A 17,326-nucleotide genomic window follows, 5' to 3' on the forward strand; every position below is an offset into this window, starting at 1 on the left:
TTTAATTAATTAAGCTCTTTTACTAGCCGTCATCTATGAACATTGGGCACTTCACAGGTGATCGATTTAAACTTTGTTGCGAAACTAACATTCGTAACGAAGTATTAGTTCCTTGAAAATTGAATAATCCGTCCGCACATGGAAAAAAAACAAAAAAAAACCGCATCACTAGGACACGGTTTTTCTTTTAAAAATATTTTTTAGCAGGTTCTACTACTAGATAGCGATACGGTTCTTCACCTTCAGAATGGGTTTTGATGTAATCATCATAACTTAATGCTGAATGAATCATCTTACGCTCGAATGCAGGCATTGGCTCTAAGAATACTGGGCGACCTGTATCTTTCACCTTTTCGGCGGTACGCTTAGCTAAACGTACCAGCACTTCTTCCCGCTTTTGCCGATAGTTGCCGACATTTACAACCACGGAAAGTTTGTTTTTCGCTACGCGATGAACAAAGACTTGAGCCAAATACTGTAAAGCATTTAAAATTTTTCCATGTTTACCAATCAGCATCCCTTGTTTGTCTGTTTCCAAGTTGAAAGTGGTTAATCCATTGTCACTACGTTCAATTTTTACTAACGCAGGTACACCCATTTGTTTAGTAATATCAGTCAGGTAGATGGCTAATTGTTTCAGTGCTTCTTCGTTATCTAATTCTGTGAGCTCTTCAGTTAGTGGCGTCTCAGTAATTTCCTCTGGGACAGGTTCGCTTAGAACTTCTTCCACCGCTTCTTCAACAGCTTCACTGATTTCTTCTGCGACAGTTGGTTCCATCGATACTTGCGCATTTTTTTTGCCGATTCCTAAGAATCCTTTTTTTCCTTCATCCAAAATGCTGATTTCTACTTCATTTTTTGTTAACCCTAGAACAGCTAATCCATGCTTGATTGCTTCGTCAATCGTAGCACCTTCATAAACAGGCATTCACTAGTACCTCCTTGCTCTAAATTCGTACTGAAACATCCACTAAAACGAATGCTCAGCTTTTATCTTTTTTTACGTTTTTTCTTTGGATTTTTCGCTTTTTGAAGTGCTCGTTCACGTTCGCGAATCCGACGCGCTTCTTCCGCTCTTTCTTGACGAATTTTAAACGGATTATTGATTAATAATGTTTGTACGGTCTGGAATGCGTTTGAGACCACCCAGTAGAGTGATAACCCACTGGCTAAGTTCATCCCCATTACAAAGATCATTACCGGCATGAAAAAGGTCATAATCTTAGTTGAAGGGTTTGATTCCAATTGGCTCATACTTGATAGATACGTACTAGCAAAGGTAAAGATCGCTGCTAGAATTGGTAAAATAAAGTATGGGTCGGGACTACTTAAATCTAACCACATAAATTGTCCTTGGCGTAACGCTGGTACACGTAGAATTGATTGGTACAGTGCGATCATAACAGGCATTTGAACCAACAATGGCAGACAGCCGGCATACGGATTTACATTATGCTCAGCGTACAGTTTCTTCGTTTCAGCTTGCAGCTTCGCTTGGGTCTCTTGATCCTTTGAAGCATACTTTTGTTGAAGCGCTTTGATTTTTGGCTGCAGCTCCTGTGTTTTACGCATGCTCTTCGTTTGGAAGTGCATCAAAGGCATCAGGATAATCCGGATAATAATGGTGAATAATATGATACCAACACCCACACTACCAAAGGACAGTGCCTGGATTGCTTCACCGAAATAATAGATGATGTATCGGCTCCAAATACCCGTACTGCTAGCATCTACATCCCCAGTACCACAGGCGGACAATAAGACGACCAAGACAAGCAAACTTGCCATTAAAAATATTCGATTGTATTTCTTCACTTAATTCTGTTCCCTTCCTCATTCAATATTTTTGCTAATTTCAATACATGAATCAAATTAGAGCGTACTTCTTCATAAGAAAGGTCTTTGATCGCCGGACGGGCAATGACTATAAAATCTAGTCTAGGATCAATTTTGGGTGACAATTCTTGTAAAACTGCCCGGATGAGTCGTTTTACACGATTGCGCGCTACGGCATTTCCAACTTTTTTCCCTACAGAGAGTCCAACTCTAAAATGGGGTTGATCAGAAGGCTCTAATCGATAAACAACAAATTTACGATTGGCAAAGGAAGTTCCCTCCTGAAAAACCTGTTGAAATTCTTTTTCTTTCTTTACACGATATGCTTTTTTCATTCGGCTTCCTTCGTTTCTTTAAATCTATACTTACCAATAATACCATATTTCAATTTAAGGATTCATCTCATTTTAAATGAAAAAATGAGAAAGACGATCCTATTACATAAGAAAGGCTTCACAAACTCGCTCAGCTTTGGAGCGCTAAGACTAAAATGGGGATACACTGCCAAGAAACACAGCGATCGTAGGAGCTGAGGTTGATTGGTACCTACTTGGTGCTCCTCAAGTTTCTCTCAATTTTCGCTTAGTGTCGACAAAGCTAGTTTATGAAGCCGGACATCGTTAACATTGTTGTTAAAAATTTTTCAATTAAAAAAATCTTTACTTTTAAGAAAGGCTTCGCAAAATTGCTCAGCTTTGGAGCATGCTTTTGAATTTTGAAAAACCTTCTTCTTTTCAGTTCCAATAAAAAAGCTTCACGAACTGGTTCAGCTTTTTCACCTAAGATCGATAAAGCTAGTTCGTGAAGCCAGAGATCGTTAAACACACTATTAATAAGTCCACTTGATAAATCTCTTTAAAAAGAAAAAAACCACTGAATCGGCAGTGGTTTAAGCAGAAAGTACTTTTCTTCCTTTACGGCGACGGCTTGCCAAAACACGGCGGCCATTTTTAGTGCTCATACGTTTGCGGAAACCATGAACTTTCTGACGTTTACGTTTATTAGGTTGATAAGTTCTTTTCATCTATTCCACCTCCATTATCAACGATACATAGACATACTTTAGTAGTATAACGACTTTACCTACTGTTTGTCAATCCGAAAAAAATAAAAAATTTCTTAGTTTATCCACATTTTCTGGGGATAAGTAAAAGTTCTTTGGGGATAATTCATCCACAGAAAAAGTTGTTTTGATCTGTCCGCATATTTATCCCCAAGAATTGACAGTATGGAAAAGTTATGCACATGGTGGATAACTTTTGTTAATAACTTTTATAAACCTTGCTATCACTGACCTAGTGTTGCGATCAATCTGTGGAAAATATCGTGGAAAAAGGAGAATCTTCTTCCCTATCCTAAAGGGTGTGGATAACTTTTTTCAACAGCGTGTATATCTTTTTTTGCTTTTTTCAGATTGTGGAAAAACTTTGTAAAAAAACATCGCAGCTTTTGCCTGTGGAAAACTTTCGTAAAAAATGATAAAGTAGAACTATCTGAATTTTATTAAGGTAGGAGGCGAATTATTTGACCTCATTAGAAGATCTATGGCAAGAGTTGAAGGAAAGTTATAAAAATGAATTGAACCCTGCCAGTTACGATGCTTGGGTAGATACTGCCAAGCCTTTGTCTTTTAACAACAATCAAATAACTATTGAAGTAACCAGTGATCTTCATAAAAAATACTGGGAAAAACACTTAGCAGCAAGAATTGTTGAAATCGGCTTTAAATTAACCGGAGATGAAATTATGCCAGCCTTTGTCACACCCGACGAAGCACCGGTTTTTACCCCTGTAGCAAAACCTGCAACACCAACAGTTGAGGTTACGAAACGGGCAATGCTTAATCCAAAGTACACCTTTGATACCTTCGTTATTGGGAAAGGAAATCAAATGGCCCATGCTGCAGCATTAGTTGTAGCGGAAGAACCCGGTTCAATCTATAATCCTTTGTTCTTCTATGGTGGCGTTGGGTTAGGGAAAACCCACTTGATGCATGCGATTGGCCACCAAATGTTAGCCATTAATCCCCAAGCGAAAGTGAAATATGTCTCTAGCGAAACGTTCGCGAACGATTTTATTAATTCTATCAAAAATAAAATCTCGGAAGAGTTTCGGCAAGAGTATCGCAATGTAGACCTGCTTCTAGTGGATGATATTCAATTTTTTGCGGAAAAAGAGGCCACACAAGAAGAATTTTTCCATACATTCGAGAACTTATATAATGATAATAAACAAATTGTCTTAACCAGTGATCGTTTGCCAAATGAAATTCCCAAATTACAAGAACGCTTGGTTTCTCGCTTTGCGTGGGGGTTATCTGTTGATATCACACCACCAGATTTAGAAACACGAACGGCTATCTTACGCAAAAAGGCCCAAGCGGAGAAGCTTGAGATACCTGATGATACCTTGAGCTACATCGCTGGCCAGATTGATTCTAATATTCGCGAATTAGAAGGGGCACTCGTCCGCGTTCAAGCATTTGCGACCATGAATAATGCAGATATTACAACCAGCATAGCAGCGGACGCACTAAAAAGTCTAAAAGGAACCAGCAATACGCAATTATCCATTATGCAAATTCAAGAAGAGGTTGCTAAATACTACCATATTCAAGTAAAAGACTTAAAAGGAAAGAAACGCGTGAAAGCGATCGTTGTTCCTCGCCAAATTGCCATGTATTTGTCTCGGGAGATGACGGATAATTCTTTACCGAAAATTGGTGCCGAATTTGGTGGTAAGGATCACACGACCGTCATTCATGCCCACGAAAAAATTGCCCAGTTAATGAAAAAAGATCACAGTATGCAACAAGAAGTTGCTGAGATCAAAAACTTACTGCTAAATTAGCTTGTGGAAAAGACCTAAAGAAAAAGTGAAAGTTTTCCACACCTTTTCCACAAGTGGAAAACTCTAACCCGAACGCTTTTTCATCGTTTTCCACAGGTTCCACAGGCCCTACTACTTTTATTACTTAATATTATAAATAAATATATATAAAAAAGGAGTTTCCCAATGAAATTTACGATTAATCGCTCACGCTTCATCCAAGAACTAGCTACGGTGCAACGTGCTATTTCCTCTAAAACAACGATCCCTATTTTGACAGGTGTAAAAATTGTCTTAAACGAAGAGGGACTTAATTTAACCGGTAGTAACGCGGATATTTCAATCGAGACCTTTTTAGCTGCCGATGATGAAAAAGCTCAGCTGCAAATTGAAAAATCTGGGATGATTGTTTTGCAGGCACGTTTCTTTAGTGAAATTATTCGTCGCTTACCAGAAGATACCTTTACACTGGAAGTCTTAGACAATCTTCAAGTAGCCATTACATCTGGTGCTGCTGAATTTACCGTTAATGGACTGGATGCAGATAATTATCCACATTTACCAGTTGTGGAAGAGCAAAACCAATTAAAATTACCTGTCCACATGTTGACAAAGTTAATTGGTGAAACTGTTTTTGCTGTTTCTCAGCATGAGAGTCGTCCAATTTTAACTGGGGTTCATTTTATGCTAGCAAACAATCAACTATTAGCTGTGGCTACTGATTCACATCGAATGAGTCAACGAGTTGTACCTGTAGAGAATGCAACGAGTGATTTTGATATTGTAATCCCTGGAAAAAGCTTGGTTGAGCTTTCACGCTCGATGGGGGATGAAGAAGCAGAAGTAGAAGTTAGCATTATGGAAAATCAAGTATTATTCAAAACACCATCTATGTATTTCTATTCACGCTTACTTGAAGGAAATTATCCAGACACGAATCGATTAATTCCGACTAGCTTCAATACAGAGATTACCTTTTCAGTTCCTACACTACTAGCAGCCATTGAACGGGCATCGTTACTTTCTCACGAAGGTAGAAATAATATTGTTCGTTTGGCAATCGAGTCTGACTCTGTCGTTCTTTATGGAAACTCACCGGAGATCGGTAAAGTGGAAGAAGAATTAGTTTATGAAAAAGTAACCGGTGATCCTTTAGAAATTTCATTTAATCCTGATTATATGAAGGCGGCATTACGGGCGTTTGGTGACATGAGTATTACCATTCACTTTATCTCGCCAATACGTCCATTTACCTTGGAGCCAAGTGAAGGTGAAGTCTCATTTATTCAACTAATTACACCCGTACGTACGAACTAATCTGAAAAGTTTCATAACTCTTCTTGAAAAACGTCAGAAAGAGCTGAAATTTGAGTAAAAGGTCTTAAAATCGATTTTAAGACCTTTTTTTCTTTTTGTAGTAAAACATAAGAAATGGAATAAAACTTCTTAAAACGAAAAATACAACGAGTTTATTTGTTTTCTAACTGAAAAAAGAGTATAATATAGAGGTATCTCTGAAATGAAAATGAGGGATGAAATGTGAAACAAAAAATTGTTTTAAAAACAGAATATATGACACTCGGCCAACTGCTAAAAGAGATCAATTTGATATCTAGCGGTGGTCAGGCTAAATGGTATTTAGCTGAACAAACAGTGTTCGTAGATGGCGAGCCAGAAAATCGCCGTGGGCGTAAGCTCTATCCGGGTATGATGATTGAAATACCTGAGATGGGTACTTTTTTTATGGCTAAAAATGGGAATACTGAAGATGAAACTGAATAAGCTTCAGTTGAAAAACTATCGAAATTACCAAGATTTATTTTTGGAATTCCCTAATAGCTTAAATGTCTTTTTGGGGGAAAATGCCCAAGGAAAAACGAATTTGTTAGAAAGTATTTATGTATTAGCTTTAACTCGGAGTCACCGCACCAATAATGAACACGAATTAATTGGCTGGCAAGAAGATTTTGCCCAAGTCAAAGGACGTGTATCAAAAGGTGTGGGTGAGACGGAATTGGAGCTGTTGCTAACAAAAAAAGGTCGTAAGTCAAAAGTTAATCATATTGAACAAAAACGTTTAAGTAGTTACATAGGCCAATTAAATGTCATCTTATTTGCTCCTGAAGACCTTTCTTTAGTGAAGGGAAGTCCCCAGATGAGACGGCGCTTTATCGATATGGAACTAGGACAGATTAGTCCGATGTATTTATATGATTTAGCCCAATATCAAAAAACATTAAAACAACGAAATCTCTACCTCAAACAATTAGCTGAAAAAAAGCAGACGGATGAACTATACCTCGATATCCTTACCGAGCAGCTGGTGGAATTTGGCAGTAAGGTACTGGCTAATCGTTTGCAATTTATTAAGCGCTTGGAGCATTGGTCCAATGAACTGCATACGAAGATTACCAATCATCGTGAACACTTAGCAATCGAATATGTTGGGAGTCTACCGCTTGAAAGTGAAACACTAGCAGACATCCAACTAAGTTTTCAAACGGAGCTGCAAAAAAATCGCAAACGGGAATTGTTTAGAGGGACCACTTTGATCGGGCCGCATCGCGATGATTTGCGTTTCTTAGTAAACGACCAAAATGTTCAGACTTACGGCTCCCAAGGACAGCAGCGGACAACTGCGTTAAGTGTGAAGTTAGCGGAAATTGATTTGATGAAAGAAGAGACTGGGGAATACCCGTTGCTCTTGTTAGATGACGTGATGAGTGAATTGGACGACAACCGTCAAGTTCACTTATTGGAAACCATAGAAGACAAAGTTCAGACCTTTTTAACCACCACCACCTTAGAACATGTAAAAGGAAAGATGACCGTTCATCCGGATATCTTTTATGTCCAACATGGACAGATAGAAAGGAACGAAACTTAAATGACAGAAGAAGAAAAGAGTTTACAAGAACGGGCTAATGAGTATGATGCTAGTCAGATTCAGGTACTTGAAGGATTAGAAGCTGTTCGTAAACGCCCGGGGATGTACATTGGATCAACCAGTACAGAAGGATTACACCACTTAGTTTGGGAAATCGTTGATAACTCGATCGATGAGGCATTAGCAGGCTTTGCTACAAGTATTGAGGTAGTTATTGAAAAAGATAATAGCATTACTGTTAGTGATGATGGCCGAGGAATCCCTGTAGATATTCAAGCTAAAACCGGTCGTCCGGCACTAGAAACAGTTTATACCGTGTTGCATGCTGGAGGAAAATTTGGCGGCGGCGGATATAAGGTTTCCGGGGGCTTGCACGGTGTAGGGGCGTCAGTAGTAAACGCTTTGTCTAGTAGTTTAGATGTACGAGTATTTAAAAATGGTAAAATTTATTACCAAGAATATCGTCGCGGTGCCGTAGTAGATGATTTAAAAATTATCGGAGACACAGAAAAACATGGAACGACCGTCCATTTTATCCCAGACTCAGAGATTTTTACTGAAAGCACCGAATTTAATTTTGAAAAATTAGCTACTCGGGTTCGTGAGTTAGCCTTTTTGAATCGTGGCTTAAAAATTTCAATCAAAGACAAACGTCCAGAAGAGGCCGTTTTGCGAGAATATTTCTACGAAGGCGGAATCAAGAGCTACGTGGAACATTTGAATGCGAGTAAAACAGTTTTGATTGAAGAGCCTGTTTTTGTTGAAGGGGAACAACAAGATATCATTGTAGAGGTCGCAATGCAATATACAGATGGCTATCATACCAATATCTTGAGTTTTGCTAACAACATTCATACCTACGAAGGTGGGACCCACGAATTTGGATTCAAAACCGCTTTGACTCGGGTAATTAATGATTATGCTCGTAAACAGAAGATCATGAAAGACAACGAGGAAAATCTTTCTGGAGAAGATGTTCGTGAAGGGTTAACGGCAGTTATTTCTATCAAGCATCCAGAGCCGCAATTTGAAGGGCAAACCAAAACCAAGCTGGGGAACTCAGAAGTTCGGACGGTAACCGATCGACTGTTTTCAGAAAGCTTCTCAAAATTCTTGATGGAAAATCCATCCGTTGGCCGTCAGATTGTTGAAAAAGGAATGCTAGCAGCTCGCGCACGATTAGCTGCAAAGCGTGCCCGTGAAGTGACTCGTCGAAAAGGCGCACTAGAAATCAGCAACCTGCCAGGTAAATTAGCGGATTGCTCTAGTAATGATCCAGAACGCTGTGAATTATTTATCGTCGAAGGAGATTCAGCCGGCGGTTCAGCAAAACAAGGGCGAAATCGTGAATTTCAAGCTATTTTGCCCATCCGCGGGAAAATCCTAAATGTTGAAAAAGCATCAATGGATAAAATTTTAGCCAACGAAGAAATTCGTTCATTGTTTACGGCAATGGGGACTGGCTTTGGTTCTGACTTTGATGTAGCCAAAGCGCGGTATCATAAATTGGTTATTATGACAGATGCCGATGTCGATGGTGCGCACATTCGTACCTTGCTGCTTACCTTGTTCTATCGCTATATGCGCCCAATTGTAGAAGCTGGTTATGTTTATATTGCACAACCACCTTTATATGGGATTAAACAAGGAAAGAATATCACGTATATTCAACCAGGTAAGAACGCTGAAGAAGAATTACAGCAAAAGCTAGAAGCATTACCAGCCTCACCAAAAGCCAATATTCAACGCTATAAGGGTCTTGGAGAGATGGATGATCATCAACTATGGGAAACGACAATGGACCCTGACAATCGCTTAATGCTGCGTGTGAGCGTGGATGATGCCATTGAGGCTGACCAAGTATTTGAAATGCTGATGGGTGATCGCGTAGAACCACGTCGGGCCTTTATTGAAGAAAACGCCCATTACGTGAAGAACTTAGATATTTAGTGAGGAGGATCGATTTGGAAGATCAAAGAGAAAATATCCGTGACGTCAATCTGAGCAGTGAAATGCGCGAATCCTTTATTGACTACGCCATGAGTGTTATCGTGGCTCGGGCTTTGCCTGATGTTCGTGATGGCTTGAAGCCGGTTCACCGAAGAATCTTATATGGCATGAATGAATTAGGTGTTACACCTGATAAACCCCATAAAAAATCTGCCCGTATCGTAGGGGATGTAATGGGTAAGTATCATCCTCACGGTGACAGTGCGATTTATGAATCGATGGTACGGATGGCACAGCCTTTTAGCTACCGTAATATGCTGGTGGATGGTCACGGGAACTTCGGTTCAGTCGATGGCGACGGAGCGGCAGCGATGCGGTATACCGAAGCAAGACTAAGTAAGATTGCTATGGAAATGCTGCGAGATATCAATAAAGATACCGTTGATTACCATGGGAACTACGATGACAGTGAACAAGAACCAGACGTGTTGCCAGCTCGTTTTCCGAACCTTTTGGTTAATGGAGCAACTGGGATTGCGGTTGGGATGGCGACTAATATCCCTCCTCACAACTTAAAAGAAGTGATTGAAGCAATTGGTCTATTGATGGAAGATCCAGAGGTTACGACCCAAGAATTAATGGAAGTCCTTCCTGGTCCAGACTTCCCAACAGGCGGTATCGTTATGGGGAAATCCGGTATTCGTCGCGCTTATGAGACCGGAAAAGGTTCGATCACTGTTCGAGCAAAGATTGAAATCGAAGAACAAAAGAACGGCAAAGAACGTATTATCGTGACGGAATTGCCGTATATGGTAAATAAAGCTAAATTGATCGAACGTATCTCTGAACTTCATCGTGACAAGCGAATTGAAGGGATTACTGATTTACGGGATGAAACTTCTCGTGAAGGAATGCGGGTCGTGATCGAAGTACGTCGGGATGTCAGTGCTTCAGTTATTTTGAATAACTTGTACAAAATGACTTCGCTGCAAACGTCTTTCAGCTTTAATATGTTGGCGATTGAAAATGGGGTACCACGTATTCTGAATTTGAAACAAATTTTGGAAAATTATGTGGCCCATCAAAAAATCGTTATTACTCGCCGGACGAAATTTGAAAAACGCAAAGCAGAAGCACGGGCTCATATTTTGGAAGGCCTGCGGATTGCTTTAGACCATATTGATGAGATCATTGCGACCATTCGTGGATCTGAATCGGACGAAGTAGCCAAAAATACCTTGATTGAACGCTTCGAATTGTCTGATCGTCAAGCACAAGCCATCTTAGATATGCGTCTGCGCCGTCTAACAGGCTTAGAACGCGAGAAAATCGAGAATGAATACCAAGAGCTGCTAAAATTTATCGAGGACTTAAACGACATCCTAGCGCGTCCTGAGCGTGTAGTGGAAATCATCAAGACTGAATTAAGTGAAGTAGCTGCTAAATTCGGGGATGCGCGTCGGACTGAATTATTAGTCGGTGAAGTTTTAAGCTTGGAAGACGAAGATCTGATTGAAGAAGAAGATATCGTGATTACTCTAACCAACAACGGCTACATCAAACGCGTGGTCTCCAGTGAATTTAGAGCGCAACGCCGTGGTGGACGTGGCGTTCAAGGAATGGGCATTCATGATGATGATTTTGTAAAAACACTCATTTCATGTTCAACGCACGACACGTTATTGTTCTTCACCAATACTGGTCGAGTGTATCGAGCGAAGGGCTATGAAATTCCTGAATACGGTCGAACTGCCAAGGGGATTCCAATTATCAATCTGTTGGGAATTGATTCAAGCGAAACGATTCAGGCAGTGATCGCTGTAAACGGCGAAGCCTCAGATGGACAATTCTTATTCTTTGTTACAAAAAATGGGATTGTTAAGCGGACAACCGTTACCGCCTTCTCAAACATTCGCAGCAACGGTTTAATTGCGATTGGATTGAAAGAAAATGACGAGCTAGTTAATGTGTTGTTTACTGAAGGGGAAGAAAAAATCATCCTTGGTACGCATGACGGTTACTCAGTCACTTTTGCTGAGAAAGCTGTTCGTGATATGGGTCGGACAGCCAGCGGGGTTCGAGGGGTTCGTCTACGGGAAAATGATTACGTGATTGGCTCGGCGGTCTTGAAGGAAAATCAAGAAGTGCTGGTTATTACTGAAAAAGGATACGGCAAGCGCACCAAAGTATCTGATTACCCTGTCAAAGGCCGTGGTGGTAAAGGAATTAAGACAGCTAATATCACGACTAAAAACGGACCATTAACTGGTTTAGCTGCAGTTAACGGGGACGAAGATATCTTGTTAATTACTAATAAAGGTGTCATTATTCGTTTCAACGTGGACAGCGTTTCACAAACAGGTCGGGCAACTTTAGGTGTTCGTCTGATGAAGATGGAAGAAAATACCCAAGTTGTGACAATGGCTGTGGTGGAAAATGTATCTGAAGAGGTAGAAGGAACAACAGAAACAGCTACAGATGCAACGACAGAAGAAAAAAGTGAATAATTGCTGAAAGACTGAGATTTTTCTCAGTCTTTTTGCGTACCTTAAGATAGAAATAGTGAGAAACAAAGAAACAGGTTGATTTTTGCAAGATGATTGTGTATAATGTTTATTTGTGAGTGTCTATATTTTTTTAGAGCGCTCTCCTTGCTCTCAGGAAAGCTGAGGGCCTATAGTCCATAGGGAGGTGAAAAATCAATGGAAAACACGAAGTATGAAATCACATACATCATTCGTCCGAACATTGATGAAGAAGCAAAATCTGCTTTAGTAGAACGTTTCGATACAATCTTGAAAGATAATGGTGCAGAAATTATCGATTCAAAAGATTGGGAAAAACGCCGTTTCGCATATGAAATGAACGATTTTCGTGAAGGTATCTACCATATCGTCAATGCAACTGCTCCAGCATCAGCCGGTGCAATCAACGAATTTGATCGTCTTGCAAAGATCAATGACGATATCATTCGTCACATGATCGTAAAGATTGAGGAGTAATTGTTTCACGTGAAACAATTGACGAGAAAGGAGCTGGCTTTACTTGATTAACAATGTTGTATTAGTTGGTCGCTTAACAAAAGATCCAGATTTACGCTACACAGCAAGCGGTACTGCAGTAGCTACTTTTACTTTGGCGGTAAATCGTAATTTTACCAATCAAAGTGGAAACCGTGAGGCAGATTTTATCAATTGTGTCATTTGGCGTAAATCAGCAGAAACACTAGCAAACTATGCCCGTAAAGGAACGCTATTAGGTGTTACTGGACGTATCCAAACACGTAATTATGAAAACCAACAAGGTCAAAGAGTTTACGTAACTGAGGTAGTAGCGGATAATTTCCAACTACTTGAATCACGTAATGCAAGTGAGCAGCGCCAACAAAGTCCTAACTTTGATGGTGGTGGAACGCAAGGATCCAATAATAGCTTTAACAACAACTTTGAACAATCTTCGCCGTCAGCTAAAAACACGATGCCTGACTTCGATCGGGATTCTGATCCGTTTAGCGGTTCAACGATCGACATTTCAGATGATGATTTACCATTCTAACAATTGATAGGGAGGGAAACGGAATGGCACAACAAAGAAGAGGTCGTAAACGTCGCAAAGTAGATTACATTGCAGCAAACCATATTGAATATATTGATTATAAAGATATCGAGTTACTAAAACGATTCATCAGCGAACGCGGTAAAATTTTACCACGTCGTGTAACAGGTACAAGCGCTAAGAACCAACGTAAAATAACTGTAGCAGTTAAACGCGCACGGATCATGGGCTTACTACCATTTGTATCAGAAGAGTAAAAACAAAAAGACTTCCTTGTGAAGTCTTTTTTTGTTTCACGTGAAACATTACATCCTGAGATTCGCTTGCTGGCAATGATTGTGATAGAATAAAGTCTGTCAGGAGGTACATAAATGGAGAAGAACACAAAGCTCAGGTGGTCTCTTTTTTTCTTTTTTTTATTGTTGCTGCTGCAATTAATGGCGATTTTTTTTCTACCCCTTAATTACATCACAGCAATAATTGTTATTTTCATCGATGTACTCTTATTAATCCAGATCATTATGCAGCAACGTAGCTTGCAAATCAGCAACCATCAGAAAATTATACAGGCATCAATAGTTGCGGAAAAAGCGCTAGACTTTGTTTCAGAAGATATGCCAGTAGGTGTTATTTCATGGGGGGTGGATCGGCAATTTATTTGGATGAATCCTTATATTACAGCTGAAGTTAACGATCTCACAGTAGCCGATCAGCAGGACATGATTAATGAATTAATACAACGGGACGAAAAAGGAAAGAATGTTTATAAGATTAAAGATACCCTGTATCATTTTCAATTGAATAAAGAAAAAGCACTAGTTTATTTGATTGATATTACTAAAGAAGTTGAATTAGAAACAAAAGAGCAGAATCTACAGACAGTCGTGGGTATTCTTTCGGTGGATAATTATGATGATGTGACTGATCGTAAAGATGATAAAGAAATCTCTTATTTGAATTCTTTTATAACGACGGTTATTTCAGATTGGATGGATTCCTACCAAATTTTTTATAAACGTGTAAATGCCGAACGTTTCTTCTTTTTTGCAAGACATGAAGACTTGACTAAAATGACAGATAATAATTTTGATTTGTTGGAAAAGATTCGAGTGGCCGCTGAAAAAGAAGGCGTCTTGATTACAGTTAGCATGGGTATCAGCTATGGTAACCAATCATTAGAAATTATTGGAGATACCGCACAGAATAATTTGGATATCGCTTTAGTACGTGGCGGAGATCAGGTTGTAGTAAAGGATGCAGAAGAAAATGCGAAACCGATATTCTATGGTGGTAATTCAACCAGTGCTGCTAAGCGAACGCGAGTCCGTTCTCGCGCGATGTCTACTGCGTTGAAAAACGTCTTCAATGAAACCGGAACAGTCTATGTTATGGGTCACCGATTTCCAGATATGGATGCGATAGGTGCCTCATTTGGTGTATCGTGTCTTGCACGTTTTCATAACAAAAATGTTCACGTGGTAATTGATGAACAAGAAATCATTCCAGATGTGGATCGTTGCCTAGAAGAAATTCATAAAGATGGTGAAATGGAGGGGTTACTAATTTCTCCGGCAGAAGCAATGAAGCAACGAAAAGCCGGTGATCTATTAGTGATGGTGGACTATCATCGTCCCTCATTGTCTATCTCACAAGAACTTTATGAGCAATTTGAAAATGTCGTCATTATTGACCATCACCGAAGAGGAGAAGAGTTTCCTAGCAAACCGTTGTTGACATACATCGAGTCTTCCGCATCTTCTGCCTCAGAATTAGTAGCTGAATTGGTTCAATTTGAAAGCAAAGAGAATCGCAAAATGACTAAGATGGAAGCTACCTTGTTACTCGCTGGAATTACGGTGGATACGAAGAATTTTTCCATTCGGACGACGGCTCGCACCTTTGACGTCGCTAGTTATTTAAAGACTTGTGGTGCGGATGCTTCTTTAGTACAATATATTTTAAGTACAGATATTAAATCTTACCTCGAGATCAGTCAACTAGTTGGTGAGAGTGAATACGTTGGAGAAGATATTGTGATCGCTGCAGGAAGTGAAACAAAAGAGTACGATAGTGTTACGGCTGCTAAAACAGCAGATACGCTATTGTCAATGGTGGATATCAATGCCGCTTTTGTGATCATTAAACGCAACGATGGGGTCGTCGCCATAAGCGCTCGTAGCACTGGGACGATTAATGTCCAAATGATTATGGAAGCATTAGGTGGTGGCGGACACTTCACAAATGCAGCCGCTCAAATAAAGGCGACTACTATTGCTGAAGTAAAGCAGCAGCTATTGGCCACTATTAAAGAACAATTGTCGGGAGGAGAAAAAGAATGAAAGTAATTTTCTTAGAAGATGTAAAAGGTAAAGGTAAAAAAGGGGAAGTAAAAGAAGTACCTACAGGCTATGCTCAAAACTACTTAATCAAAAACAAATTAGCACAAGAAGCAAACAAAAGTAGTATTTCCGCACTGTCCGCCCAAAAGAAAGCACAAGCTAAAAAGGATGCCGAAGTATTAGCTGAGGCTGAAAAGCTAAAAGCGTTTTTGGATAAAGAAGATACAGTGGTAGAATTAACAGCTAAAGCGGGTGAAGATGGTCGCCTATTTGGTTCAATCCCATCCAAACAAATTGCTGAAGGCTTAAAGAAACAGTATGATTTGAAATTAGATAAACGGAAGATTGAATTAGATAATCCAATTCGAACACTAGGATATACAAAAGTACCTGTGAAGCTTCACACGGAAGTTAGCGGAATTATCAAAGTTCACGTAAGTGAGGAATAGAGGAATAAATGAGGCTGAGACAATTTGTCTCAGCCTTTGTTGTATTTCTTAGGTTTATTTTGTAAAATAGGTGGACGAAGAATTTTAGGAGCGAAAAACATGAGTGAAATGTTACAAGATCGCATACCGCCACAGAGTGCTGAGGCAGAGCAAGCAACATTAGGCTCGATATTTTTAGATACGGATGCGTTAATTACCGCAATGGAATTCATCCAACCAGAAGACTTCTATCGTCGCAGCCATCAAGTAATTTTCCAGACCATGATCAAACTAAACGATCGCAACGAAGCGATTGATGTAGTTACAGTTAAAGATGTCTTGGAGCAAGAACATCTCTTGGAAGATGCTGGCGGGGTAAGTTACTTATCAGAATTAGCATTAAGTGTACCGACAGCTGCTAATGTCGGCTATTATGCGAAGATTGTGGAAGAGAAATCATTGTTACGCAATCTAATTCAAACCGCAACCAACATTGTGACTCAAGGATTTGAACAAGGTGATGATGTACAGACTATCCTAGATACAGCTGAACGCAGTATCATGGAAGTATCTGAACGTAGAAATAAGAGTGGTTTTTTGACGATTGCGGAAGTCTTGAATACCGCCATTGAAAATATTGACCAATTGGCCCGTAATGATGAAGAAATTACCGGGATTCCGACAGGTTATGCCGCTTTAGATAAAATGACAGCCGGTTTACAGCCAGAGGAGCTGATTATTTTGGCCGCTCGTCCAGCGGTAGGGAAAACCGCATTTGCCTTAAATATTGCTCAAAATATCGGAACAAAAACGGATCGTTCAGTCGCTATTTTTAGTCTGGAAATGGGGGCAGAGTCCTTAGTAAACCGGATGCTTTGTGCTGAAGGTTCAATTGAAGCCAGTCATTTACGTACTGGACAATTGTCAGAAGAAGAATGGCAAAATTTGATTGTAGCGATGGGGAGTTTATCGCGAGCGAATATCTTTATCGATGATACACCAGGGATCAAGATTTCAGAGATTCGGGCGAAATGCCACAAGCTGGCGAAAGAAAAAGGTAACTTGGGATTGATTTTAATTGACTACCTGCAATTGATTGAAGGAACTGGCCGAGAAAACCGTCAGCAAGAGGTTTCAGAAATTTCTCGGCAATTGAAAAAATTAGCCAAGGAATTAAAAGTACCAATTATTGCACTCTCACAGCTTTCCCGGGGTGTGGAACAACGCCAGGACAAGCGTCCGGTGTTGAGTGATATTCGTGAGTCTGGTTCGATTGAGCAAGATGCGGACATCGTAGCGTTCTTGTATCGTGAGGACTATTACGAACGAGAAGGCGATGAAGAAGAAGATATGAGTGCCAACCGAAATGTGATTGAAGTAATCATTGAAAAGAACCGTAGCGGCGCCCGAGGTACAGTGGAACTGCTATTCATCAAAGAATACAATAAGTTCTCCTCCTTATCACCTAGAGACGAATTTTAACGAGCGTTGTCATTTTATGG

Annotated in this window: 16 protein-coding genes; 12 read left to right on the forward strand and 4 right to left on the reverse strand. The window is 39.9% G+C overall.

Annotated features, from left to right (window positions below):
* Window positions 1-187: 187 nt before the first annotated feature.
* From jag to rpmH, 4 genes are all read right to left on the reverse strand, one after another.
* On the reverse strand, window positions 188-928 hold the full coding sequence (gene jag / locus IGI42_RS09325) for an RNA-binding cell elongation regulator Jag/EloR (RefSeq protein ID WP_438715570.1): 741 nt from the start codon (window positions 926-928) through the stop codon (window positions 188-190).
* A 62-nt stretch (window positions 929-990) separates the two neighbouring features.
* On the reverse strand, window positions 991-1,815 hold the full coding sequence (locus tag IGI42_RS09330) for a YidC/Oxa1 family membrane protein insertase (RefSeq protein WP_438715571.1): 825 nt from the start codon (window positions 1,813-1,815) through the stop codon (window positions 991-993).
* The gene (rnpA, locus tag IGI42_RS09335) at window positions 1,812-2,171 is read right to left on the reverse strand and encodes a ribonuclease P protein component (protein ID WP_438715572.1); all 360 of its coding nucleotides are present in this window, start codon (window positions 2,169-2,171) and stop codon (window positions 1,812-1,814) included. The genes IGI42_RS09330 and rnpA overlap by 4 nt, the downstream gene beginning before the upstream one ends.
* A 554-nt stretch (window positions 2,172-2,725) precedes the next feature.
* A complete protein-coding gene (gene rpmH / locus IGI42_RS09340) occupies window positions 2,726-2,860 on the reverse strand; it encodes a 50S ribosomal protein L34 (protein WP_002293121.1) in 135 nt (44 codons plus the stop codon).
* A 500-nt stretch (window positions 2,861-3,360) separates the two neighbouring features.
* Between rpmH and dnaA the strand changes: the two genes are divergently transcribed.
* The 12 genes from dnaA (at window position 3,361) to dnaB (ending at window position 17,306) form a co-directional block, all read left to right on the forward strand.
* The gene (gene dnaA, locus IGI42_RS09345) at window positions 3,361-4,686 is read left to right on the forward strand and encodes a chromosomal replication initiator protein DnaA (RefSeq protein ID WP_438715573.1); all 1,326 of its coding nucleotides are present in this window, start codon (window positions 3,361-3,363) and stop codon (window positions 4,684-4,686) included.
* 165 nt (window positions 4,687-4,851) lie between these two features.
* Window positions 4,852-5,982: a DNA polymerase III subunit beta gene (dnaN, locus tag IGI42_RS09350; RefSeq protein ID WP_438715574.1), complete on the forward strand. Its 1,131-nt coding sequence runs from the start codon at window positions 4,852-4,854 to the stop codon at window positions 5,980-5,982.
* A 222-nt stretch (window positions 5,983-6,204) separates the two neighbouring features.
* The gene (gene yaaA, locus IGI42_RS09355; protein ID WP_438715575.1) at window positions 6,205-6,447 is read left to right on the forward strand and encodes a S4 domain-containing protein YaaA; all 243 of its coding nucleotides are present in this window, start codon (window positions 6,205-6,207) and stop codon (window positions 6,445-6,447) included.
* A complete protein-coding gene (recF, locus tag IGI42_RS09360) occupies window positions 6,434-7,552 on the forward strand; it encodes a DNA replication/repair protein RecF (RefSeq protein ID WP_438715576.1) in 1,119 nt (372 codons plus the stop codon). The genes yaaA and recF overlap by 14 nt, the downstream gene beginning before the upstream one ends.
* Entirely contained in the window at window positions 7,553-9,502 is a 1,950-nt protein-coding gene (gene gyrB / locus IGI42_RS09365; protein ID WP_438715578.1) for a DNA topoisomerase (ATP-hydrolyzing) subunit B, read from the forward strand.
* A 62-nt stretch (window positions 9,503-9,564) separates the two neighbouring features.
* Window positions 9,565-12,009, forward strand: coding sequence for a DNA gyrase subunit A (gene gyrA / locus IGI42_RS09370; RefSeq protein WP_438717029.1), 2,445 nt, complete (start codon window positions 9,565-9,567; stop codon window positions 12,007-12,009).
* Window positions 12,010-12,204: 195 nt separating this feature from the next.
* Window positions 12,205-12,504: a 30S ribosomal protein S6 gene (gene rpsF / locus IGI42_RS09375; protein ID WP_207673305.1), complete on the forward strand. Its 300-nt coding sequence runs from the start codon at window positions 12,205-12,207 to the stop codon at window positions 12,502-12,504.
* Window positions 12,505-12,547: 43 nt separating this feature from the next.
* On the forward strand, window positions 12,548-13,057 hold the full coding sequence (gene ssb / locus IGI42_RS09380; protein ID WP_438715579.1) for a single-stranded DNA-binding protein: 510 nt from the start codon (window positions 12,548-12,550) through the stop codon (window positions 13,055-13,057).
* 23 nt (window positions 13,058-13,080) lie between these two features.
* Entirely contained in the window at window positions 13,081-13,314 is a 234-nt protein-coding gene (gene rpsR, locus IGI42_RS09385; protein WP_207673307.1) for a 30S ribosomal protein S18, read from the forward strand.
* 114 nt (window positions 13,315-13,428) lie between these two features.
* Entirely contained in the window at window positions 13,429-15,396 is a 1,968-nt protein-coding gene (locus IGI42_RS09390) for a DHH family phosphoesterase (protein WP_438715580.1), read from the forward strand.
* Window positions 15,393-15,845 (forward strand): 50S ribosomal protein L9, encoded by a 453-nt coding sequence (gene rplI, locus IGI42_RS09395; RefSeq protein ID WP_438715581.1) that lies wholly within the window; start codon window positions 15,393-15,395, stop codon window positions 15,843-15,845. Before IGI42_RS09390 ends, rplI begins: the two co-directional genes overlap by 4 nt.
* A gap of 99 nt (window positions 15,846-15,944) precedes the next feature.
* Window positions 15,945-17,306, forward strand: a complete 1,362-nt coding sequence (gene dnaB, locus IGI42_RS09400; RefSeq protein WP_438715582.1) for a replicative DNA helicase — start codon at window positions 15,945-15,947, stop codon at window positions 17,304-17,306.
* Window positions 17,307-17,326 lie beyond the last annotated feature (20 nt).

Source organism: Enterococcus sp. AZ109, from assembly GCF_051714625.1.
Classification (GTDB): domain Bacteria; phylum Bacillota; class Bacilli; order Lactobacillales; family Enterococcaceae; genus Enterococcus_A.

Excerpts from the sequence above, each read along its gene's own strand:
- gyrA (WP_438717029.1), top strand. The coding sequence starts at position 9,565 with ATGCGCGAATCCTTTATTGACTACGCCATGAGTGTTATCGTGGCTCGG.
- rpsF (WP_207673305.1), top strand. The coding sequence starts at position 12,205 with ATGGAAAACACGAAGTATGAAATCACATACATCATTCGTCCGAACATT.
- dnaN (WP_438715574.1), top strand. The coding sequence starts at position 4,852 with ATGAAATTTACGATTAATCGCTCACGCTTCATCCAAGAACTAGCTACG.
- gyrB (WP_438715578.1), top strand. The coding sequence starts at position 7,553 with ATGACAGAAGAAGAAAAGAGTTTACAAGAACGGGCTAATGAGTATGAT.
- dnaB (WP_438715582.1), top strand. The coding sequence starts at position 15,945 with ATGAGTGAAATGTTACAAGATCGCATACCGCCACAGAGTGCTGAGGCA.
- rnpA (WP_438715572.1), bottom strand. The coding sequence starts at position 2,171 with ATGAAAAAAGCATATCGTGTAAAGAAAGAAAAAGAATTTCAACAGGTT.
- recF (WP_438715576.1), top strand. The coding sequence starts at position 6,434 with ATGAAACTGAATAAGCTTCAGTTGAAAAACTATCGAAATTACCAAGAT.
- rplI (WP_438715581.1), top strand. The coding sequence starts at position 15,393 with ATGAAAGTAATTTTCTTAGAAGATGTAAAAGGTAAAGGTAAAAAAGGG.
- rpmH (WP_002293121.1), bottom strand. The coding sequence starts at position 2,860 with ATGAAAAGAACTTATCAACCTAATAAACGTAAACGTCAGAAAGTTCAT.
- jag (WP_438715570.1), bottom strand. The coding sequence starts at position 928 with ATGCCTGTTTATGAAGGTGCTACGATTGACGAAGCAATCAAGCATGGA.
- rpsR (WP_207673307.1), top strand. The coding sequence starts at position 13,081 with ATGGCACAACAAAGAAGAGGTCGTAAACGTCGCAAAGTAGATTACATT.
- IGI42_RS09390 (WP_438715580.1), top strand. The coding sequence starts at position 13,429 with ATGGAGAAGAACACAAAGCTCAGGTGGTCTCTTTTTTTCTTTTTTTTA.